At 61.6% G+C, this 22,543-nt stretch carries 19 protein-coding genes; 14 read left to right on the top strand and 5 right to left on the bottom strand.

Annotated elements, in window-relative coordinates; genetic code table 11:
• From HX873_RS16560 to HX873_RS16550, 3 genes are read left to right on the top strand one after another with little or no spacing between them, the layout of a single operon-like run.
• Entirely contained in the window at positions 1 to 1,074 is a 1,074-nt protein-coding gene (locus HX873_RS16560) for a microcin C ABC transporter permease YejB (protein ID WP_008435207.1), read from the top strand.
• Position 1,075: 1 nt separating this feature from the next.
• Entirely contained in the window at positions 1,076 to 2,095 is a 1,020-nt protein-coding gene (locus HX873_RS16555; protein WP_003207460.1) for an ABC transporter permease, read from the top strand.
• 1 nt (position 2,096) lies between these two features.
• Positions 2,097 to 3,701: an ABC transporter ATP-binding protein gene (locus HX873_RS16550; protein ID WP_177122918.1), complete on the top strand. Its 1,605-nt coding sequence runs from the start codon at positions 2,097 to 2,099 to the stop codon at positions 3,699 to 3,701.
• Positions 3,702 to 3,739: 38 nt separating this feature from the next.
• On the opposite strand, the gene HX873_RS16545 is transcribed toward HX873_RS16550, so the two are convergent.
• On the bottom strand, positions 3,740 to 4,585 hold the full coding sequence (locus HX873_RS16545) for an oxidoreductase (protein ID WP_177122917.1): 846 nt from the start codon (positions 4,583 to 4,585) through the stop codon (positions 3,740 to 3,742).
• A gap of 110 nt (positions 4,586 to 4,695) precedes the next feature.
• On the opposite strand from HX873_RS16545, the gene HX873_RS16540 reads away from it, so the two are divergent.
• From HX873_RS16540 to HX873_RS16515, 6 genes are all read left to right on the top strand, one after another.
• Positions 4,696 to 5,607, top strand: a complete 912-nt coding sequence (locus HX873_RS16540) for a LysR family transcriptional regulator (RefSeq protein WP_003207454.1) — start codon at positions 4,696 to 4,698, stop codon at positions 5,605 to 5,607.
• Between the two features lie 96 nt (positions 5,608 to 5,703).
• Positions 5,704 to 6,234 (top strand): sigma-70 family RNA polymerase sigma factor, encoded by a 531-nt coding sequence (locus tag HX873_RS16535; protein WP_177035467.1) that lies wholly within the window; start codon positions 5,704 to 5,706, stop codon positions 6,232 to 6,234.
• A complete protein-coding gene (locus HX873_RS16530) occupies positions 6,231 to 7,190 on the top strand; it encodes a FecR domain-containing protein (RefSeq protein ID WP_177122916.1) in 960 nt (319 codons plus the stop codon). Before HX873_RS16535 ends, HX873_RS16530 begins: the two co-directional genes overlap by 4 nt.
• Positions 7,191 to 7,286: 96 nt before the next feature.
• Positions 7,287 to 9,755 (top strand): TonB-dependent siderophore receptor, encoded by a 2,469-nt coding sequence (locus HX873_RS16525; RefSeq protein ID WP_371318397.1) that lies wholly within the window; start codon positions 7,287 to 7,289, stop codon positions 9,753 to 9,755.
• Positions 9,756 to 9,911: 156 nt separating this feature from the next.
• Positions 9,912 to 13,355: a hypothetical protein gene (locus HX873_RS16520; protein ID WP_177122914.1), complete on the top strand. Its 3,444-nt coding sequence runs from the start codon at positions 9,912 to 9,914 to the stop codon at positions 13,353 to 13,355.
• A gap of 63 nt (positions 13,356 to 13,418) precedes the next feature.
• Complete coding sequence (locus HX873_RS16515) at positions 13,419 to 14,243, top strand: AraC family transcriptional regulator (protein WP_177122929.1); 825 nt, start codon at positions 13,419 to 13,421, stop codon at positions 14,241 to 14,243.
• A 1-nt stretch (position 14,244) separates the two neighbouring features.
• On the opposite strand, the gene HX873_RS16510 is transcribed toward HX873_RS16515, so the two are convergent.
• Complete coding sequence (locus HX873_RS16510; protein WP_177122913.1) at positions 14,245 to 14,832, bottom strand: LysE family translocator; 588 nt, start codon at positions 14,830 to 14,832, stop codon at positions 14,245 to 14,247.
• Between the two features lie 288 nt (positions 14,833 to 15,120).
• Between HX873_RS16510 and HX873_RS16505 the strand changes: the two genes are divergently transcribed.
• Positions 15,121 to 15,963, top strand: coding sequence for an alpha/beta fold hydrolase (locus HX873_RS16505; protein WP_177122912.1), 843 nt, complete (start codon positions 15,121 to 15,123; stop codon positions 15,961 to 15,963).
• 6 nt (positions 15,964 to 15,969) lie between these two features.
• Here the strand turns inward: HX873_RS16505 and HX873_RS16500 are convergent, their stop codons facing one another.
• Positions 15,970 to 16,680: a FadR/GntR family transcriptional regulator gene (locus HX873_RS16500; RefSeq protein WP_003207438.1), complete on the bottom strand. Its 711-nt coding sequence runs from the start codon at positions 16,678 to 16,680 to the stop codon at positions 15,970 to 15,972.
• A gap of 288 nt (positions 16,681 to 16,968) precedes the next feature.
• Between HX873_RS16500 and HX873_RS16495 the strand changes: the two genes are divergently transcribed.
• Positions 16,969 to 18,318, top strand: a complete 1,350-nt coding sequence (locus tag HX873_RS16495) for an MFS transporter (RefSeq protein WP_008435222.1) — start codon at positions 16,969 to 16,971, stop codon at positions 18,316 to 18,318.
• Positions 18,319 to 18,328: 10 nt separating this feature from the next.
• Complete coding sequence (gene gudD, locus HX873_RS16490) at positions 18,329 to 19,678, top strand: glucarate dehydratase (protein WP_177081469.1); 1,350 nt, start codon at positions 18,329 to 18,331, stop codon at positions 19,676 to 19,678.
• Positions 19,679 to 19,680: 2 nt separating this feature from the next.
• Here the strand turns inward: gudD and HX873_RS16485 are convergent, their stop codons facing one another.
• A complete protein-coding gene (locus tag HX873_RS16485) occupies positions 19,681 to 20,568 on the bottom strand; it encodes an NAD(P)/FAD-dependent oxidoreductase (RefSeq protein WP_177122911.1) in 888 nt (295 codons plus the stop codon).
• A 144-nt stretch (positions 20,569 to 20,712) separates the two neighbouring features.
• Here HX873_RS16485 and HX873_RS16480 point away from each other — a divergent pair, with 144 nt between their 5' ends.
• On the top strand, positions 20,713 to 21,162 hold the full coding sequence (locus tag HX873_RS16480) for an Rrf2 family transcriptional regulator (RefSeq protein ID WP_087692404.1): 450 nt from the start codon (positions 20,713 to 20,715) through the stop codon (positions 21,160 to 21,162).
• Between the two features lie 13 nt (positions 21,163 to 21,175).
• Here HX873_RS16480 and HX873_RS16475 read toward each other — a convergent pair whose 3' ends face one another.
• Positions 21,176 to 21,793 (bottom strand): TetR/AcrR family transcriptional regulator, encoded by a 618-nt coding sequence (locus HX873_RS16475; RefSeq protein WP_032899370.1) that lies wholly within the window; start codon positions 21,791 to 21,793, stop codon positions 21,176 to 21,178.
• A 145-nt stretch (positions 21,794 to 21,938) separates the two neighbouring features.
• Here HX873_RS16475 and HX873_RS16470 point away from each other — a divergent pair, with 145 nt between their 5' ends.
• Complete coding sequence (locus HX873_RS16470; RefSeq protein WP_008435232.1) at positions 21,939 to 22,379, top strand: hotdog fold domain-containing protein; 441 nt, start codon at positions 21,939 to 21,941, stop codon at positions 22,377 to 22,379.
• Positions 22,380 to 22,543 lie beyond the last annotated feature (164 nt).

The raw sequence follows: 22,543 nt of genomic DNA, 5'->3' as shown, positions 1-22,543 counted from the left end.
ATGCTGGCCTATATTTTTCGTCGACTGCTGCTGATCATCCCGACCCTGTTCGGCATTTTGCTGATCAACTTTGTGATCATCCAGGCCGCCCCGGGTGGCCCGGTGGAGCAGATGATCGCCAAGCTCGAAGGCTTTGAAGGCGCCACCAGCCGGATTGCCGGGGGCGGTGCCGAAGTCTCGGTGGCCGGTTCCAGCTACCGCGGCGCCCAGGGCCTGGACCCGGCGCTGGTGAAGGAAATCGAGAAGATGTACGGCTTTGACAAGTCGGCGCCGGAACGCTTGTGGATCATGGTCAAGAACTACGCCCGGCTGGATTTTGGCGACAGCTTCTTTCGCGATGCGAAGGTCATCGACCTGATCAAGGAAAAGATGCCGGTGTCCATCTCCCTCGGATTATGGAGCACCCTGATCATGTACTTGGTGTCGATCCCCCTGGGGATCGCCAAGGCTACGCGGCACGGCAGCCACTTCGACGTGTGGACCAGCTCGGCGATCATCGTCGGCTACGCGATCCCGGCGTTCCTGTTTGCGATCCTGCTGATCGTGGTGTTCGCCGGCGGCAGTTACTTCGACTGGTTTCCGTTACGCGGGCTCACGTCCAACAACTTTGATGAATTGAGCTGGGGCGGCAAGGTCCTCGATTACTTCTGGCACCTTGCCCTGCCGGTGACCGCCCTGGTGATCGGCAACTTCGCCACCATGACCCTGCTGACCAAAAACAGTTTCCTCGACGAGATCAACAAGCAGTACGTGGTCACCGCCAAGGCCAAGGGCCTGACCAACCACCGCGTGCTGTACGGCCATGTGTTTCGCAACGCGATGCTGCTGGTGATTGCCGGCTTCCCGTCGGCCTTCATCGGCATTTTCTTCACCGGTTCGTTGCTGGTGGAAGTGATCTTCTCCCTCGACGGCCTGGGCCTGATGAGCTTTGAAGCGGCGATCAACCGCGACTACCCGGTGGTGTTCGGCACCCTGTTTATCTTCACCCTGCTGGGATTGGTGGTGAAGCTGATCGGCGACCTCACCTACACCCTGGTCGATCCGCGCATCGACTTCGCCAGCCGGGAGCATTGAGATGAATCTATCCCCCCTCAATCGTCGCCGGTTCGAGCGTTTCAAGGCCAACAAGCGTGGCTGGTGGTCGCTGTGGCTGTTTTTGATCCTGTTCGGCCTGAGCCTGGGCGCCGAGCTGATCGCCAACGACAAGCCGCTGGCGGTGCACTACGACGGCGACTGGTATTTCCCGGCGCTCAAGCGCTACCCCGAGACCACCTTCGGCGGCGAATTCCCGCTGGAAGCCAACTACAAGAGCCCGTATATCCAGGAGCTGCTCAAGGCCAAGAATGCCTGGACCTTGTGGGCGCCGATTCCGTACAGCTACCAGAGCATCAACTACGACCTGAAAGTTCCGGCACCGGCCCCGCCGTCACGGGACAACCTGCTGGGCACCGATGACCAGGGCCGCGATGTGCTGGCGCGGGTGATCTACGGGTTCAGGATTTCCGTGCTGTTTGCCCTGACGCTGACCGTACTCAGTTCGATCATCGGCGTGATCGCCGGGGCCTTGCAGGGTTTCTACGGCGGTTGGGTCGACCTGGCCGGGCAGCGCTTCCTGGAGATCTGGTCGGGCTTGCCGGTGCTGTATTTGCTGATCATCCTCGCCAGTTTCGTGCAGCCCAATTTCTGGTGGCTGCTGGGGATCATGCTGCTGTTTTCCTGGATGAGCCTGGTGGACGTGGTGCGCGCCGAGTTCCTGCGCGGGCGTAACCTGGAATATGTGCGGGCGGCGCGGGCGCTGGGGATGCAGAACGGCGCGATCATGTTCCGCCATATCCTGCCCAACGCCATGGTCTCCACCATGACCTTCATGCCGTTCATCCTGACCGGCGCGATCGGCACCCTCACCGCGCTGGACTTCCTGGGTTTTGGCCTGCCGGCCGGCTCGCCGTCCCTGGGTGAACTGGTGGCCCAGGGCAAATCCAACCTGCAGGCGCCGTGGCTGGGCATGAGTGCGTTTGCCGTGCTGGCGATCATGTTGAGTCTGCTGGTGTTTATCGGCGAGTCCGCTCGCGATGCCTTCGACCCGAGGAAATGAGATGAATCAGGACAATCTGATCGAAGTCCGCGACCTCTCCGTCGAGTTCGTCGTAGGCAACAGCCACCAGCGGGTGGTGAACAACGTCAGCTTCGATATCAAGCGCGGCGAAACTTTGGCACTGGTGGGCGAAAGCGGCTCGGGCAAGTCGGTCACGGCGCACTCGATTTTGCGCCTGCTGCCCTACCCGCTGGCGCGTCACCCGTCGGGGACGATCCAGTACGCCAACCACGATTTGCTGACCCTGAAGGAAAAGACCATCCGGCATATCCGCGGCAACCGGATTGCGATGATTTTCCAGGAGCCGATGACTTCGCTGAACCCGCTGCACTCCATCGAGAAGCAGATCAACGAAGTGCTCGGCCTGCACAAGGGGCTTACCGGCAAGGTGGCCACCAAACGCACCCTGGAGTTGCTGGAACTGGTGGGCATCCCCGAGCCCCATAAACGCCTCAAGGCCCTGCCCCACGAGCTGTCCGGCGGCCAGCGCCAGCGGGTGATGATCGCCATGGCCCTGGCGAATGAGCCGGAGTTGCTGATTGCGGACGAGCCGACCACGGCACTCGACGTCACCGTGCAGTTGAAGATCCTGGAGCTGCTCAAGGAACTGCAGGCGCGCCTGGGCATGGCCTTGCTGTTGATCAGCCACGACTTGAACCTGGTCAGGCGCATCGCCCACCGGGTATGCGTGATGCAAAAAGGCTGCATTGTCGAGCAGGCCGAATGCGAAACCTTGTTCGAGGCGCCGCAGCACCCTTACACCCAGGAGCTGCTGGCAGCGGAACCCAGCGGCGGGCCCGCCACCAATGAAGTCGGCCCACCGTTGCTGGAAGTCGATGACCTGAAGGTCTGGTTCCCGATCAAGAAAGGCTTCCTGCGCAATACCGTCGATTACGTCAAGGCGGTGGACGGCATCAACTTCAGCCTGCCCCAGGGCCAGACGCTGGGCATCGTTGGTGAAAGCGGCTCGGGCAAATCCACCCTGGGCCTGGCAATTTTGCGGCTGATTGCGAGCAAGGGTGGCATTCGCTTCGAAGGCCATCAGATGGACAAGCTCAGCCAGCAACAGGTGCGCCCACTGCGCCGGGAAATGCAGGTGGTGTTCCAGGATCCGTTCGGCAGCCTGAGCCCGCGCATGTGCGTGAGCGAGATCGTCGGCGAAGGCCTGCGTATCCACAAGATGGGCACTGCCGCCGAGCAGGAAGCGGCGATTATCGCCGCGCTGAAGGAAGTGGGCCTGGACCCGGAAACCCGCAATCGCTACCCCCACGAATTTTCCGGCGGCCAACGCCAGCGCATCGCTATTGCCCGCGCCCTGGTGCTCAAGCCCCGGCTGATTCTGCTGGACGAGCCGACCTCGGCCCTCGACCGTACCGTGCAGCGCCAGGTGGTGGATCTGCTGCGCAACCTGCAGGCCAAGTACAACCTGACCTACCTGTTCATCAGCCACGACCTGGCGGTGGTCAAGGCCTTGAGTCACCAACTGATGGTAGTAAAACACGGGCAGGCGGTTGAACAGGGAGATGCACCCGCGATCTTCGCCAACCCCCAGCATGCCTACACCCGGCAACTGCTGGAGGCGGCGTTTTTGGTGCCCGGCCCCTAGCAGTAGAACCACCGTAGCAGCTGTCGAGCCATTGGGTGTCAGAAATCGGTTGAGGCCGACAATTCACGCCAGGCAGCGGTCTCTTCCTTGACGTAGGCCAGCTTGTCCTCAATCGCCTGCAACGTGTCGGTGCCCAGGGCCAGGCGCATCGGCGGATGCGGCGCTTCCACCAGCTTGATCATGGCCACTGCCAGCAGCTCCGGGTTACCCGGTTGCTGCTGGTTGTAGACCTTGGCCAGCTTGCGCACCTCGCCGGACGTGGCGGCGTAGTCGTCGATGATCAAGGGCGACTCCACCAGGGAGTTGCCATCCAGGAAGTCGGTACGGAAATAACCCGGCTCCACCACCGTCACCTTGACGCCCAAGGGTGCCAACTCTGCGTGCAGCGCCTCGCTCAACCCTTCAACGGCAAACTTGGTCGAGCAATACGTGCCGAATCCCGCCCCCGAACGGAAGCCGCCCACCGACGAAATATTGATCACGTGCCCACTGCGCGCCTGGCGCATGAACGGCAATACACCGCGAGTGACATTGAGCAGCCCGAACACGTTGGTTTCATACAAGCGGCGAATCTCATCGGCAGACGCCTCCTCCACCGCGCCCAGCAGGCCAAAACCGGCATTGTTGACCAACACATCAATGCGCCCGAAGTGCTCGATGGCGGCACGGGCAACGTCGGCAGCCTGGGATTCGTCGGTCACGTCCAGCTGCACCGCCAGCAGCCCGGGTTGCTCGCCGAAGCGTTCGGTGACGGTATGGGCGTTGCGGGCCGTCGCCACCACCGCATCACCGTGGGCCAGAGCTGCCGCGACGATTTTCGCGCCGATGCCCCGGGAAGCCCCGGTTACCAGCCAAACACGCTTGAAGGAATGTGCCGTTGTCATGATCCGTACCTGATGGAGTGAATGTGAAGCCAAGGTACGCTGAGGCATTAGCCTGAAAAACCGTCTCGTGCTACAAGCACTCTGAAACAGAATTTCATAATGGCTGACCGATGAACCTTGATCCCTTCAATGGCTTGACCGAATTTCTCGCCGTGGCCGAACTGAAGAGCTTCACCCAGGCCGCTGCACGCCTCGGCGTAACACCGACCGCGGTCAGCCATGCGGTGAAGACCCTGGAGAAGCGCACGGGTGTGGTGCTGTTCCAGCGCACCACGCGCCGGGTAGCGCTGACCGAGGCCGGCATGACGCTTTACAGCCGCCTGCGCCCCGCCGCCGGGGAGATTGACGAAGCGCTGGCGGCCCTCAGTGGCTACCGCGACCGGCCCATGGGCACCCTGCGGCTGACGGTGCCAAGGTTGTCGGGCAAGTTGCTGATCGAGCCGTTGATCCCGCGTTTTCGCGAGGCCTTTCCCGATGTGGTACTGGATATTTCCCTCGACGATGCCACGGTGGACCTGGTCACCGAGGGCTTCGACGCCGGTATTCGCCTGGGGGAATCCATCGACAAAGACATGGTTGCCGTGCGCCTGACCCCGGACCTGAACTGGTCGGTGGTGGGCTCTCCCGCCTACTTTGCCAAGGCCGGCAAGCCGACAACGCCGGAAGCGCTCACGGCCCATCAAACCATCGGTTATCGCTTCCTGACCTCGGGCATGGCACACCGCTGGGAATTCGAGCGGGCGGGCCGGGAATTTACGGTCGGCGTTCAAGGCGGGTTGATCGTCAATGACCGCAACCTGATGATCGCCGCCGCGCGGGCCGGCCAGGGCCTGGCGTACGTGAGTGATTTCGAGGTCATGGAGGACCTGGCTTCAGGCGCACTGGAGCCCGTGTTGCAATCTTTCGTACCGCCAAGCAGCGGGCTGTACCTGTATTTCCCCGCCCGAACCCAGAGCCAACCGAAACTGCGGGCCTTTATCGACCTGGCCACCGCATGGATTGCCGAAAAGCGTGGGCGCTGACAACGCCGCAAAAGCAAACCAATATCATTTGCGCAGTGCCCGACCCTTTGGTTTAATCGCGACCAATTCTTATTTACGCCAAGGCTTCTGCGCCACATGGATACTGTGTCGACCCCGTCCACCTCGTTCAGCGACCTCTACGGCAATCACCATTCCTGGCTGCTGGGGCTGCTGCGCCGGCGCCTGAGCAATCGCTGGGATGCGGCGGACCTGGCCCATGACACCTTCATCCGGGTACTCAAGCGCCCGCCGGCCGACGCCGATGAGACGCGGGAGCGCTCCTACCTGGCCACCATCGCCCGGGGGTTGTGCATTGATCACTGGCGCCGGCGCCAACTGGAACAAGCGTGGCTGCAAAGCCTCGCGGACCGGCCCCAAGCCCTGCAACCGTCGCCGGAGCAGCGGGCAATCATTGTCGAAACCCTGTACGAAGTGGACGCCATGCTCGCGCGGCTGCCCCACAAAGTCCGCGAGGCATTCCTGCTGGCGCAGTTGCACGGCCTGCCCTACAAGCAGATCGGCGAACAGCTCGGGGTAGGCGAACGGATGGTGAAAAAATACCTGGCCCAGGCGCTGCTGCATTGCGCGGTGCTGGAAGCCGAACTGGACGGGATGCTCGTGGAGTGAACAGCCCCGGAAAGCTCAGCCATGCCAGCCTTGAGCAAGCGGCCCAATGGTACGTACGCCTGCAGGATCAGCCAGAGGCTGCCCAGCACTGGCAGGCATGGCTCGGGCAAAGTCCGGAACACCAGGCCGCCTGGGGCTATGTAGAACGGGTCAGCCAACGCTTTGCGCCGTTGGCCGAGCAATCCCACAGCGCCAGCCGTGCGTTGCGCAGCTCTCGGCGCCAGACGCTCAAGACCCTGCTGGTGCTGTGTGCCGGTTCAACGCTGGCCTGGGGCACCTGGCGCAACACCGCCCTGCCCCGGTTGGTGGGAGGCTGGAGTGCGGATTACGCAACCGCCGGCGGTGAAACCCGCGAAGCGCTGCTGGACGATGGCAGCCGCCTGTGGCTGAACGCCTTGAGCGCCCTGGATGTACGTTTTGACCGGGTCCAGCGCTTGCTGCACCTGCGTTTCGGCGAAGTGCTGATCGAGACCGCCAAGGACCCGAACCGCCCGTTTCTGGTGGAGACTGAGCAGGGTCGCCTGCGGGCACTCGGCACCCGCTTCAGCGTGTTGCAGGACGGCGACAGCATTTTGCTCAATGTGTTTGAAGGCAGGGTTGAAGTGCGCACCGCCGCCAGCCGGCAACAACGAATCATCGAGGCCGGGCAACAAGTGGCCTTCACCCGCGATGGGTTCAATCTCCATTCACCCGCATCCGCCACCCGTGAGGCCTGGAGCCGTGGCGTACTGCTGGCCGACAACCTGCCGCTTGGCCAACTGGTCGCCGAACTCAATCGTTTTCGCCCCGGCCACCTGGGTTGTGATCCAGCCGTGGCGCAATTGCCGGTAATGGGTTCGTTCCCCCTCAAAGACAGCGACCACGCACTGCGCCTGCTACAGGCCGCGCTGCCGATTCAGGTCGACACGCTCATGCCGTGGTGGGTCACGGTCAGGCCCAAACACCCAGGCGCATAAAAACTTTCAGCCGTCAGTTCCCTTTTCCAAAACTCGTTCGGTAAACCCTGCAGATGCTTTCAATTCGCCGATCGATTTGATCCAAAGGGAATGTTCATGTCGCAACCCGTTCGCTTCACTTTGCGCCCGCTGGCGCTGGCCGTTACTGCTACCTTGTTGTGCCTGGGCGCGCTCGACGCGCAAGCCGCCGAGTCACCGTCGACTCAGGAAGCGGCCCGCCACTACACCATCGCCGCGGGTTCGTTGGTCAACGTGCTGAACAGCTTCGCCGAGCAGTCCGGGATCTTTTTCGCCGGCCACAACAGCCTGGCCAGCGGCAAAACCAGCCCGGGCCTCAACGGCAGCTACACCCCGGCCAGCGGTTTGCAACGGCTGTTGCAAGGCAGCGGCTTGCAGGCCGTGCCCCAGGGCAACAACGGCTACGTGCTGGAGTTGGTCCCGGCCAACACCGGCGCCCTGGAACTGGGCGCCACCACCATCTCCGGCGAAGGCCTGGGCGCCACCACCGAAGATACGCACTCCTACACCACCGGCGCCATGGCTTCGGCCACCGGCCTGGCGTTGTCGATGCGCGAGACGCCGCAGTCGGTAACAGTGATCACCCGCCAGCAAATGGACGACCAGGGCTCCACCAGCATCGCCGACACCCTGCGCCGTGCGCCCGGTGTGAGCGTGCAGAACTACGACAGCGAGCGCTGGGAATTTTCCAGCCGCGGCCTGCCGATCACCAATTTCCAGTACGACGGGGTCAACTCCACCTACGACGGCGTGTATGACTACGGCACCACCAGCACCGACATGGCGGTGTATGACCGCCTGGAAATCATCAAGGGCTCAGCCGGCCTGATGTCCGGCTCCGGCGATCCTTCGGCCACGGTCAACCTGATTCGCAAAAAGCCCACCCGGGACTTCAAGGCGTCGGTCACGCAGACCTTCGGCTCGTGGGACAACTACCGCACCGAAGGCGATATTTCCGGGCCTTTGACCGACTCCGGCAACGTGCGCGGGCGCTTCGTCGGCGTGTATCAGGATCGCCAGTCGTACCTGGACCACTACCAGAACACCAAGGACATTGCCTACGGCATCCTCGAAGCCGACCTGACGCCGGACACCCTGCTGACCTTCGGCATCGACCAGCAGGACACCCGCTCCCGTGGCGCCAGCTGGACCGGCTTCCCGATGTACTTCAGCAACGGTTCACGCACCGACTTCTCGCGGTCCTTCAACCCGGCCGCCGACTGGAGCCGCCGCGACTTCCAGAACCAGACCCTGTTTGCCTCGGTGCAACAAAAGCTCGCGAACGACTGGTCGCTGAAAGTCAGCCTCGACCGCAAGCGCAGCCAACACGACACCCTGCTCGCCTCCGCCAGCGGCGGCAACCCGGACCCGGTCACGGGTGACGGGATGTACATGTTCATGGGCAAGTACAAGGGTGACCAGGTGCAAAACACCCTGGACATCAACCTCAATGGCCCCTTCAGCCTGTTCGGGCGCGAGCATGAATTGATCATGGGTTTCATGGCCACCCGCTCGAAGCAGGACGTGCCGGTGTACGGTTCGATCTACCCGCCCGTGGGCGGCAGCATTTACGACTGGCGCGGCGAATACCCGAAGCCTGACATTCCCCGCAGCGGCCAGAACGACATCGTGCAACGCCAGACCGGCGCGTACCTGGCCACGCGCTTGAAGCCCACCGATGACCTGTCGGTGATCCTTGGCACCCGCGTCAGCAACTTCAGCGGCACCGACAACACCGACTTCTACGACCCGACCAAGGCCGACAACCGTTTCACCTACCGCCAGACCGGCGTCGTCACGCCCTATGCCGGTATCGTCTACGACCTGAATGACATCTGGTCGGTGTACACCAGCTACACAAAGATCTACAAACCGCAAAACAGCAAGGACGCCGACCGCAAGTTGCTCGATCCGATTGAAGGCGACACCTACGAAGCCGGGCTCAAGGCAGCATTTTTCGACGGCCGCCTGAACGCCAGCTTCGCCGCATTTCGCATCGAACAGGACAACGTTGCGCAGTACGTTTCCGGGTTTGAGACCGACTCGGTGTATCGCCCGATTGCCGGCGCCACCACCAAGGGCTTTGAAGTCGAACTGGCCGGTGAAGTGCTGGACGGCTGGAACGTCTCGGCGGGCTACACCTACCAGCACAGCCGTGACGCCAACGGCGATTACGTCTACGGCTCCGTGCTGCAAACCACCACGCCCCAGCAAGTGGTGCGGTTGTTCAACAGCTATCGCCTGCCCGGCGCCCTGGAGAACCTGACCGTGGGTGGCGGCGTGAATTGGCAGAGCGAGTTCTTCGGCAATGTGTTCCAGCCCGATCCCAACGACTCGGTGAATTTCGGCCACAACTCACGCATTACCCAGGACAGCTACTTCCTGGTGGACGTCATGGCGCGCTACCGCTTCAACGAGCACTTGAGCACCACGTTGAACGTGAAGAACCTGTTCGACAAAAAGTACTACACCGGCCTGGGCAACTTCGGTACCGGTTTCTACGGCGAGCCGCGCAGCCTGCAATTGGCGACCCGCTGGGATTTTTGAGCCCAAACGCCAGACTGCCGTAGCGCCCGCAACGGCAGTCGACTCGGGCTACATCCCATCAGGAAGGTACGTCTTTTGTTCTGGCCCGGCCCATCCGACGATGCAGGCTCCGGTCGCCCATAGCACGTGGGCGACCTTGCACAGAGCCTGAACGCCATGGATGACTTACCCTTTCTGTCCCACCTGTTGAAGAATATTTCTCCCTCCGCCCTGGACCTGATCAAGCACCAGGCATTGCGCCTCAAGGATGATCAAGTGCTGATCGCCGAACTGATCGCCGGTTTGATCAGACTGGTTGCCCAAGGCACCACCCCGGCAACCGAACCCATCTTGATCAGCGTGCCGGAAAATACCATGCTCGGTCGCTGGGTGCGGCTCTTCTGTGACGCCATCGGCCGCCCGGCCTTCCGTGAGTGGGCCTCACGCCATGACCTGGAACTGGCGAGCCTGGTGTTTCGGGGCGGCGATCTGCAGGCCACGATCCTGGAAGGCACGGTCAAAACACCGTACACCTTCACCCTGGACAAAGACTCTGATTGGTGGCGCGTCGCGAATCCGATCCTGGAGGTGGTGCAGATTATCGATACGGTCAACGCCGGCTTGCCATTCATGGAAAACCTCGTCGAACCTCATTCGAGGACACTGCCTCTGAACCTGGTATTGCCCTTCTATGGCTACCCGGTACCGACCAATCATTTGCAGGCTCAGGTGATTCTCGAAGAGATCCATACCCTCGACACGCTGCCCGGTGTCGATGAAAGCGGGCGGCTCAAATCCACCCTGCGCAAGCGCTTGACCGAGGAGCAGCGGGATTACCAACAACTGGCCGATGCGCTGCAGACGCTCCTGGAACAAAGTACAAACGGCAGCCCGCCTTTCGATTGGCTGCAGCTCTATCTGCAACGATGCACGCTGGACTCGGACTCAATGTTGTCGAGCACCTTAAAGTACGCGGCACAGCTGCTTTACGCCGTGACGCAGGGAGAAGAGTTCGCGAGCCTCAACCCTGCCAGTCAAGGCGCTGCCCCCACTTACCGCTATTCCGTCGACCAAAAAGTAGTGATCGCCGTGACCGACGGCCGCGAGGCCAATACCTCACCTCTGGATCGCTCCAACAACTCAGCGCTGAATCAGCAATGGGATGAGCTGGAGCGCCTGGCCAATCTCGCCCATACCGACATATTGCCGGACGCCAGCCTCAGCCTGGCCGCGCTGATGACGGCGTATCGGCTACCCCGTCCTGCCAGTGCAGGGGACGTTCAGGTCCTCGTGGAACAACTGCGCGCCACCAGCGCAGCGACGTTTCCCTATGTCAGCTCGGCCGCCCACTCGTTGGTGGCCGTCAGCAAACACATGCGCCATATCGCAGTCCTCAATGACCGTTACACCATGCAAGCAGCACTCAAGTCGATCACCCTCGATACGCAGCTCACTAGCACCCTGGACATGACGTTCAACCTGGCGGCTGACTCGCCCTTCGCCATGCTGGTGGACAAAGGGGCGCAACTGCTCGCAGGTTTGCGCCAGGAATCGGCCTTTCAACGCGTGAGCGCCACCCGCCAATTCAACCTTGCCCGGGTGTATGTACTGAACGCGGACGGCGAACTCAGTGGTTACGCGCTGGACAATGCGCCCAAGGTACTCACCCGTGCGGACACACCGCTTTCAAGCCTGACCTCGATGGCCGAACCCCTGTTGGAACTGGCCCGCCAATCCGGCGGGCGCATCAGCACCAATGGCCAGGTCAGCTTGCGCCAGTTACTCAACCTCTACCAGATGGCGCTACCGGCTACCCGTGACGAAGCCCATGCCACGGCACGCATCCTGCGCATCCCGACAACCAAACAGCCACGCCACGGCAACTACTGGCGGGCATTGCAGGTGATGCCACTGCTGGCGGCGCAACGCAAACAGGTGCTGCAGACCGTCGCCGCCTTCCTGCCCAACCAGGACGTAAAACTGTTCGACTACCTGAGCGAAACAATCGTCGGCGAAAAAAACCGTGACCAGGTGCGCGCCGAGGCTGATCTGCTGCTGCACCAACTATTGGCATCGCCCCCGGCCCAGGCACTGGCCGCGCGGCTATCGGAAACCGTGGGCTGGTACGGTGAACACGCCAGCGCTGCAAACACCCGTGCCAGCAGAAACGCACTGTTGTTTGCCGCACTGATTCTCAGCCTGGACGCGAATGCTGGTAAGCAGCGGGCCACTGTCGCCGGCTATGACCTGACCGATTCCTACAACTGGGGCCTGACCTTCCATGAAGTCCGTAACGCCGTAGAAGCCATGGTCCAGTTCAAGGTCCTGCGCACCAGCGCCGTACCCATGGCCGCGCACCTGTTGCTGGCGGGCATCGCCCCGGAATTCCTGGTGCGGGACATCCCTGATGAGGTGTCGTACATGAGTTCCCATACCTGGGTACATTTCAAGCAATACGTGGACCTGATCGAAGCTGAAACACCGGGTGCATCACGGGCCATGCGCTTCACCGACTTCATGGCGGTGATCTACTTCATCATGCCCTCCCGCCGGGTTCGCCGAGGCAGTCTGCCGATCGTCGACTGGGCCGTGGCCAACGGAGTACTGGCCAAAAACGTTGATGGGCACAGTACCACGCAGAAGAATCGCGCCATTGCCGCGTTGAACGAGCAGCTCAACCAGTTGCAGATCAGTTCCGAGTTGAAGAAGAACGGGCATACCAGCCTGTATGAGATAGCCTTGCAGGATCTTCAGCGGGTGTTTGCCGGTAGCACCGATCTGGAGCGAATGGTCATACAATGGCAGGCCAGGCCTGGTAACCGCTCGGAGCCGGATATCGCCGCCAATACCGCCGTTTCCCTGGTTCAGTTGCACATGGCAGGCAAGCTGACCAAAGGCACAACGCAATGGCGCTCGACCCTCAAGGACGTTGATTTCGCCAGCATGGCGTCACGGTTCGATGAGTTGGGGTCAATCCATTCCACTTTCGCGGCCGAGTTCGAGAAGCGCTACACGGCGGTGCGCGCCGCGCTGCTACAGTCGATCGTGTATTGGATGTCACAACTGCCCCTGCTTAGCCGTAAAGGCATGGAATATGGCAGCCTGGAATTCCATCGCCTGCAAACGTCACGCGCCAGTGCTGGCGGGCAGACATCGGGCATCGGGAGATTCGGGGTGCTGGTGTTGTGCAGGTACGCCGGCGACAAGCGCTTCTACGAATTTCTCCCAAAGCAACTGAAGGTTGCCCCATTACCGGGCCTGACCCTGCAAATATTCGAACAGGCCCTGCGCACCGGCAATACCCAAGGCAGCCCGCTGCCGATCGATTGGTCAGCGTACGCGCGCGGCACCATTCCCAACGGGCAGCAACACGCGACGGTCATTGCCCAACGTTTTGCCGAGCTGCCTGCCGTCTATGGGCCGGGCCCTGTGGTACCCAACACCTTCACCTCGCCACGCAGCCTGGCCATTGCCAGCATCGTGATTGACCAGCACTTGCTGGTAGGCGCCGATGAGGCGCGAGCGGCGGCGAAGCAACCCCTTTCCCTGGCAGACGCCATCAACGGCGTAGATCCGCGGATCGGTTTCCTGCGCAGAATGGAACCCGAAACCATGAAATGAAACGTTGCAGGCCGGTTTCTGTGTAATCATTCACTGCATTGTTTCCCGGTGAGACTTGTAGTGATGCGATCGCCCCTCGAACCGACTGCCCCGTCCTTCTGGCGCGACGAACGCCTGCCGTTCATTGAGGCTCGCACCATCGCCGACGGGCGGAAGGTCTGCTACACCCGCCACGCCCACGAGCACTTTTCCATCGGCGCGATCACGGCCGGGCAGAGCCTGTACATCCATGGGGCATCGACCTTCAAGATCAGCACCGGCACCGTGGTCTTGATGAATCCCGGGGATGTCCACGCCTGCAACCCCATTGATGATCTGCCCTGGTCCTATCACATGCTGTATATCGATACGGCCTGGCTGACCGACCTGCAGCATCAGTTGGGTTTCAGCAAGGACCAGGACTTTCTTCCGTTCACCGCCACCCAAACCACGGATGTCGCGCTGTACCGCGGGCTGAACGAGCTGTATGAGGTGCTGGTGGACAACCACGCCGAACACCTGCACAAGCAGAGTGCGGTGGTGAGTTTTTTCACCGAGGTGCAACAACGCCTCAACCCGTCGGAGACCCCGGTGCGCGAGGTCAATCACAAGCTTGAGCGCGCCGCCGACTATATCCGCGAACATTGCACCGAGGCCCTGAAGCTCGAAGACATTTGCCAGGCGGCTGAACTGTCGCCGTCGTACCTGATTCGTGCGTTCAAGCAGTATTACGGCATGACGCCCCACGCATTCCTGGTCAATCGCCGTATTCAGTTTGCCCGCACCCAGTTGCGCAGCGGCCAGTTGATCGCCGACGTCGCACTGGCGGCCGGCTTTTCTGATCAGGCGCATTTCCAGCGCACGTTCAAACAGCACCTGGCGGCGACGCCCGGGCAATATCGCGGCTGAATCAGGCCAGCAGCAGATACCCCACGCTGGCCACCAACAAGGCGGCCATCGAGCGATTGAACAGGCGCATGCCCTGGGGATTGCTCAGGTAGCGGCGCAGGAACGTCCCGGCGTACGCCCAGCACGCCACCGACAAGTAGCAAATCACCAGGTAGATCGTCGCAAACAGCCAGACTTGCTGCGCATCGCCCTCGGCGACAAACAGCCCCATGCCTGCCACACACGCCAGCCAGGCCTTGGGGTTGACCCATTGCATGATCGCCCCATAGAGCATCGACGGCGCCGCGGCCGTGCCTTCAGCGTCCAGGCGCCCATCGTCCACTGCCAGCTTCCAGGCCATGTACAACAGGAACGCCACCCCGCCCCATTGAATCAGTTGGGTCAGCAGCGGCCAGCGCACCAGCACCTCATGCAGCCCCAGGCCAATCAGCACCAGCAGCAAGGTGAACCCCAGCGCGGCCCCGGCTACATGCTTCTGGCTGGCGGCAAACCCAAAGCGCGCGCCTGAACTGAGGGCCACCACATTCACCGGTCCCGGGGTGATGGACGTGGCCAGGGCGAAGGCGGCCATGGAAATGATCAAGCTCATTGCAGTTCCTTGTTGTTGTGCAGGTATGAGCTGAACCTTAAGGGGAGGACGGATCGCGGTATTGAAGAAAATGCCCCTGCCGGGAATGACCGAAAAAACCACCAGTTGAAACCTTTAGCTCACCCGCTGCAAAAGACAAATTTATTCCATTGATATAACTGTATTTTTCTCTTTCCAAAGGGCGTTTTTGATAGGAAAAAATGCGTGTTTCCCAAGGTAGGCACGGTGCTAGAGTCGAGCGCACATCTGGCCGGATGACCTCAACCTGCTCACAAAAAAGGAATCGCCATGTCACGTCGCTTATTGGCAGCTGTCTGCCTGTTGCTGTCCCTCTCCGGGGTTCAGGCCGCGGAACGCTGGGAAACCCTTCCGCCCACCCCGGCGCCGATTGCGGGGGCCAAGACCGGCTATGCCGCCGTCAATGGCATCAAGGTCTACTACACCAAGACCGGGCATGGTTCGCCGGTGATCCTGCTGCACGGTGGCCTGTCCAATTCCGATTACTGGGGCAACCAGGTCAAGGCGCTGGCTGCCAAACACACGGTCATCAGCCTCGACAGCCGTGGCCACGGGCGCAGTTCCCGGGACGAGAACCCCTTCGGTTACGACTTGATGGCCGATGATGTGGTCGCCGTACTCGACAGCCTGAAAATCCCCCGTGCCGATATCGTCGGCTGGAGCGACGGCGCAATCATCGGTATCGATCTTGCCCTGCGCCACCCCGACCGTATCGGCAAGGTGTTCGCCTTTGCCGCCAACACCCAGACCTCCGGGGTCAAGGATGGCGTAGAGAAAAACCCGACCTTCGCCGCCTTCATCGAGCGCGCCGGCAAGGAGTACGCCAGGCACTCGCCGACGCCAAAAGAGTACGACGCCTTCGTCGAGCAGATCAGCCATATGTGGGCCAGCCAACCCAACTGGACCGACGCGCAACTGGCGTCCATCAAGACTCCGATCCTGATTGTCGACGGCGACCACGATGAGGCGATCAAGCGAGAACACACCGAATACATCGCGGCGACCATTCCGGGAGCGGGCCTGCTGATTCTGCCGAACACCAGCCACTTCGCATTCCTGCAGGACCCGACGCTGTTCAATGCCGCGCTGCTGGACTTCCTGGACAGCAAATAGCCCCGCCTACTCTCCTGTCATCCGCTCCAGGCTGTTGCTCAAGTGCAACAGCATGGCGGCCCGGGCCGCGTCCGGGTCCTGGCGGCGGATGGCTTTCAGGATCGCCTCGTGCTCAAGGTTCGCCAGGCGCCCCAGCGCCATCAGGTCCGCGTCGCCGCGTTCCTCGGCATTGATCCGGGTGCGTGGGATTACCGAGTGGCCCAGGTGATAAATCACGTCGGTGAAATAGGTGTTGCCGGTGGCCTGGGCGATCAGGCGATGGAAGCGCACGTCAGGCTCAACGGCACTGTCGTTATTGGCGAGTGAATCCTGGTAATCATCCAGTGCCTGGCGCATCTGCTGCAGTTGTTCATCGGTACGGCGCAAGGCTGCCAGGGCGGCTGCCTGGGTTTCCAGGCCCATGCGCAGTTCAAGAATGCCGCGCACGCTGGCCGCGGTGTCGTGGGTCAGGTGCAGGCCGTGGCGCTCGTCGCGCTCCAGCACAAAGGTGCCGACACCGTGGCGGGTTTCGACCAGCCCGGCGGCCTGCAATTTGGAAAGCGCTTCGCGCACCACCGTGCGACTGACGCCGTACTCGCCCACGATAGCGGACTCGGATGGCAGCTTCTCACCCGGCGCCATCTGTCCCAGGAGAATTTGCTGGGTCAATGCGGTGACGATGTCGTGGGCAAGGCCCGGGGAGCGCTTGCGATGAGGTGCCGAGCTGGGGTTTTGCATCAGGAATTCCGTTCTGGGGCGCCTGGCAATACTAGCATTCTTAGACGAGCCAACTTGTATGACAACAAACAAATACCTGTAGGAGCGAACCTGCCCGCGAAAAACCCCGTCGCAGCGCAAACATTGCACAAAACCGCGCAATCGTTGACGATTTTCGCGAGCAAGCTCGCTCCTACAGAGGGTTGCCATCTTTGAAAATGCAGTTGTATGATGTCTATCAAGTTGTCTGACATCTCTGGCAACCCAAATACGTCCCCGCACAACAATAATCAGTGGGAGTTTGACCTCGTGACCCCTTCCAGCCCTGCGACAGCTGCGCCTGCCACCGACCCGGTCCTGGCCCGCGCGATCAAGAAGGTGAAGAGCCATGTGCTCCCACTGTTCGTGATCATGTTCATCGTTAACTACATCGACCGCGTCAACATCGGCTTTGTGCGTACCCATATGGAGCACGACCTGGGCATTGGTGCGGCCGCCTACGGCTTCGGCGCCGGGTTGTTTTTCATCGGCTACGCGCTGTTCGAAGTGCCGTCCAACATGCTCCTGCAAAAAGTCGGCGCGCGCATCTGGCTGACTCGCATCATGTTCACCTGGGGCATCACCGCGACATTGATGGCCTTTATCCAGAACGAAACCCACTTCTACATCCTGCGCTTTCTGCTGGGCGTGGCCGAAGCGGGCTTCTTTCCCGGGGTGATCTACTACTTCACTCGCTGGTTGCCCGGCGTCGAACGCGGCAAGGCGATTGCAATCTTCCTCAGCGGCTCGGCCCTCGCCTCGCTGATCTCCGGCCCCTTGTCCGGCGTGCTGCTGCAAATCACCGGGCTGGGCCTGCATGGCTGGCAGTGGATGTACATCATCGAAGGCATGGCGTCGGTGCTGCTGTGCTTTTTCGTGTGGTTCTGGCTGGACTCCAAACCCCACGACGCCAAGTGGCTCAGCCTTGAAGAAAAGGATGCGCTGGTGGGCGAGATCGACCGCGAACAGCGCGAGCGTGACGCCGCCACCACGGTCAAGCCGACCCTGGGCAAGCTGCTCAAGGACCGTCAGATCATGCTGTTCTGCGCCCTGTATTTCTGCATCCAACTGACGATCTATGCCGCCACTTTCTGGTTGCCGAGCATCATTAAAAAGATGGGCGACCTGAGCGACATCCAGGTGGGTTTCTACAACTCCATCCCGTGGTTGATCTCGATCATCGCGATGTACGCCTTCGCGGCACTGGCGGGCAAATTCAAGTTCCAGCAAGCCTGGGTCGCTGCGGCGCTGTTGATCGCCGCCGTCGGCATGTTCCTCTCCACTACCGGCGGGCCGATCTTTGCCTTTATCGCCATCTGCTTCGCGGCGATCGGCTTCAAGTCGGCGTCCTCGCTGTTCTGGCCGATTCCCCAGGGTTACCTGGATGCACGCATCGCCGCGGCGGTGATCGCATTGATCAACTCCATCGGCAACCTCGGCGGGTTTGTCGCGCCCACCACCTTTGGTTTCCTGGAACAGACCACCGGCTCGATCCAGGGCGGTTTGTATGGCCTGGCGGGCACTTCGATCCTTGCGGCCATCCTGGTGTTTTTCGCCAGGACACTGCCCGGCCCGACCACCAGCAGCGTGCTGCAACCCGCCCCCGTCTTGAGCAAATAAGGACTACACGATGAACACAGAACACCAGCACCACGCCAACAGCGCCCCGGTCGTGACCGGCCTGCAAGTCATCCCGGTGGCCGGTCACGACAGCATGCTGCTCAACCTCAGCGGTGCCCACGGGCCGTTTTTCACGCGCAACATCGTGATCCTTACCGACAGCGCCGGCCGTACCGGCGTCGGTGAGGTACCCGGCGGCGAACGCATCCGCGAGACCCTGGAAGACGCCCGCAGCCTGGTGATCGGCAAGCCCATCGGCCAGTACCAGAGCATTCTCAATGCCATGCGCCAGACCTTCGCCGCGCGGGATTCGGCGGGCCGGGGTTTGCAGACGTTTGACCTGCGCATCACCATCCATGCCGTCACGGCGATGGAAGCGGCACTCCTGGATTTGCTCGGCCAATTCCTCGAAGTCCCGGTGGCGGCCCTTCTCGGCGAAGGCCAGCAGCGCGACGCGGTGAAGATGCTCGGCTACCTGTTCTACATCGGTGATCGCCAGCAAACCGACCTGGCCTATCGCAGCGAAGGCGATGCCGAAGACTGGTTCCGCCTGCGTCATGAACAGGCCATGACGCCCGAAGCCATCGTGCGTCTGGCAGAGGCGGCCAAGGCGCAATACGGCTTCAATGACTTCAAGCTCAAAGGCGGCGTACTGCGCGGCGGCGACGAAATCGAGGCGGTGACTGCACTGGCCGAACGCTTCCCCGATGCGCGCATCACCCTGGACCCCAACGGTGCCTGGTCACTGAAAGAAGCCATCGCCCTGTGTCGCGACCAGCATCATGTGCTGGCCTATGCCGAAGACCCTTGCGGCGCGGAAAACGGTTACTCCGGGCGCGAAGTCATGGCCGAATTCCGCCGTGCCACCGGGCTGCCCACCGCCACCAACATGATCGCCACCGACTGGCGGGAAATGGGGCATGCGATCCAGTTGCAGTCCGTGGATATTCCCCTGGCCGACCCGCACTTCTGGACCATGCAGGGCTCGGTGCGCGTGGCGCAGATGTGCCACGAATGGGGCCTGACCTGGGGCTCGCACTCCAATAATCACTTCGACATTTCCCTGGCGATGTTCACCCAGGTGGCCGCCGCCGCGCCGGGGGAAATCACGGCCATCGACACCCACTGGATCTGGCAGGACGGCCAGCGGTTGACCAAGGCTCCGCTGAAGATTGTCGACGGCCACATCAAGGTGCCGGCCAAACCGGGCCTGGGCGTGGACATCGACATGGACGCCGTGGCCCACGCCCATGAACTGTACAAAGGCATGGGCCTGGGTGCGCGCAATGACAGCGTGGCGATGCAGTTCATGATTCCGGGCTGGACGTTCGATAACAAGCGGCCGTGCCTGGTGCGCTGACCTCAGTTGAAGATCATCGAAAAGTGCGCGCCCACCCCGGCGCGCACACCCTCGCCGACCGCCAGCGCCACCGAGCCGCCGGCCAGGTTGGCATCGCCGCAGGCAAACACACCGGGCACGGTGGTCTGGCGCGTCTCGTTGGTCAGCAGGTAGGGCCCGGTCGGCCCTTCGACAAACTCACAGCCCAACTGCTCGGCCAATGGGCTGGCCATGCGCGTACGGGACAGGGTGAAAATACCGTCCAGCACGATCATCCGCCCGTCTGCCAATTCCACCTCCGCCCGCTCACCGACAATCCGCCGCACCGCCGAGCTTTCGACGCTGACCCCGCGCCGATCCAGTTGCGCCTGCTGCTCGGCATCCGGCACAAATGCGCCGTTGGTAAACAGCGTGGTGGTGCCCCAGTCCGGCAGCAGCATCGCGTGATGCATGGCCAGTGGCGACGTCGCCAGCACGCCGATGCGGCCTTGATCCAGTTCATAGCCGTGGCAATACGGGCAATGGAACACATGCTTGCCCCAGCGCTCCTTCAACCCCTCGACCTCGGGTAACTCATCCACCACGCCGGTAGCGAGAATCAAGCGTTTAGCGTTGAACTCACCGTTGCAACGGGTTTGCACCACGAAGCCATCCTGGTTTCGAGTCGCTTCAACGGCGGTGTCCTGCACCCAGGTCACCGTCGGATATTCCATCAACTGCCCTCGCCCTTCGGCAGCGATCAGCTCCGGCGGCTGGCCATCCTGGCTGAGGAAACCGTGGGACGTGGCCGCAAACCGGTTGCGCCGCTGCCCGGCGTCAATCACCAGCACCTTGCGCCGAGCCCGCGCCAGTTGCAGCCCGGCAGACATTCCGGCGTAGCTGCCGCCGACGATAATCACGTCGTAAACCATGAAGATGACCTCTCTGGTGGCCCTTGCATCGGTTGCCGGGCACTCACGACACACCATAAGTTACATAAAAATACCTCGTCAAGCGTCTCGCAACTCCAATCGTTACGAACGATACTTTCGGGCAGGAACTCCAGAGGCTTGCAGATGAGAAACGACACCCGGCTTTCGCGCATGCTCCATGTGCTGATCCACATGGGCCGCCACGAGGAACGCGCCACCTCGGAGACCATCGCGCAGATGCTTGGTACCAACGCGGTGGTGGTACGCCGCACCCTGGGCCTGCTCAAGGAGAAAGGTTATGTGCGTTCGGAAAAAGGCCATCAGGGCGGCTGGATGCTGGGCAAGCCGCTGAGTGAAATCACCCTGCTGGACATCCACAATGCCCTTGGCACGTCGTCGATCTTTGCCGTCGGCCTGTCCACCGATCATCCGCAATGCCTGGTGGAACAGGCCGTCAATGCGGCGCTGAACCAGGCGTTTGACGATGCCCAGGCGTTGCTGCTGCAGCGTTTGGGAGAGGTGACGCTGGCACAGTTGGCGGATGATTTTGACGAGCGCTATCGGGTGGGGATAACGCCCGCACCCTGTGCGTGATGCACGCGACGCCCTAAGCGCCGCCCACCGAGCGCCACGCTGCCTCGGCCAGGGTTTCCCGGTACACCCGAGGGCTGCTGGCCGAGCGCCCGGCCAGCCAGGCACGGCAGTAGCTGTCGGCCTGGCCGATGATCAGTGATGGCAAGAGTTCGGCGGGCACCTGGCTGAGCTGATCACCCCGTCCAGGCAGCACCATCCACTCCTTCAGCAACGCATTGCGCGCCTGATTGCGGCTTTCCAGTTCAGCGGCGAACGGGCCCTTGGTCACCGCGAAATGCGCGTGGTACTGAAAGCGCGCCCACTGCGGTTCGCTGTCCACCCAATCGACATAGCTGTGGACCAGTGCGTACACCCCCTCCTTCGCCGTTTTGGCCGATTCAAGGTAGCGCCCACGCAATTCGGCCTGATCCTCCAGCGCGGTAAAAAACAGCGCGGCGACCAGGCCTTCCTTGTTGCCGAAGTGATGATAAATGGCGCCGACGCTGGTATCGCAGCGCGCGCGGATCATCTCGATGGTGGTGGCTTCAAGGCCCTGCTCGTTGAACAGGTCCAGGGCTGCCTTGAAGATATCGCGCTTCAATTCGGCCCTTCGGCCAGGGAAGCAACGCTGAAGCAGATCCGGGGTTTGCATGCTGAACAGGAACTCAGTCAGTGAAGAAGAATAAGCCCGGGCAGCTTGACAGATTTCCCATGGGCAGAATACTGTTCCGTTACAGAACATTATTCTGTAACGGAACAAGATTCCGTAAAATTCATTTAATCAGCGAGGCAGCACCATGAGTCAGGCCCTGAGCATGTTCAACAGCGTTGGCCCCGAAGCGTTCAGCAAATTGGCGTGCCAGATGGCGCCCTACTTCAGCACCATCAATCCGTTGATGACCCAGTTGCGTCCGGGGTTTGCCTCGGTGGAAGTGCCGTTCAGCAAGGCCATCACCAACCACCTGGGCACGGTGCATGCCATTGCCATGTGCAACGCGGCGGAGTTGGCGGCGGGTACCATGACGGACGTTTCCGTGCCGGCGGGTGCGCGGTGGATTCCCAAGGGGATGACGGTGGAGTATCTGGCCAAGGCCAAGAGCAGCGTGACGGCGACGGCCAATGGCGAAGGTATCGACTGGCAAACGGCGGGTGACAAGGTGGTGCCGGTGGAGATGCTGGATGCGGAGGGGAAATTGGTGTTTACCGCGCGGATTATCATGAATGTGAAATTGGGGTGATGGGGTTGGGGGCATATCCGTTGCTGCGGTTATGGCCGCTATCGGGTTGCGCTCTCACAGCGGCCTACCAGCCGGCTTGAGTGGGGTGAAGCAACCGCAAAATCAAAGGCGGACACGGTCCAAATGTGGGAGCGGGCTTGCTCGCGAAGGTCGTTAACGATGAC

The sequence above is a fragment of the Pseudomonas sp. P7758 genome (assembly GCF_013386485.1).
Classification (GTDB): Bacteria; Pseudomonadota; Gammaproteobacteria; order Pseudomonadales; family Pseudomonadaceae; genus Aquipseudomonas.
The sequence above is the reverse complement of the archived record's forward strand: the minus strand, read 5'-3'. Positions and strand labels throughout refer to the sequence as shown.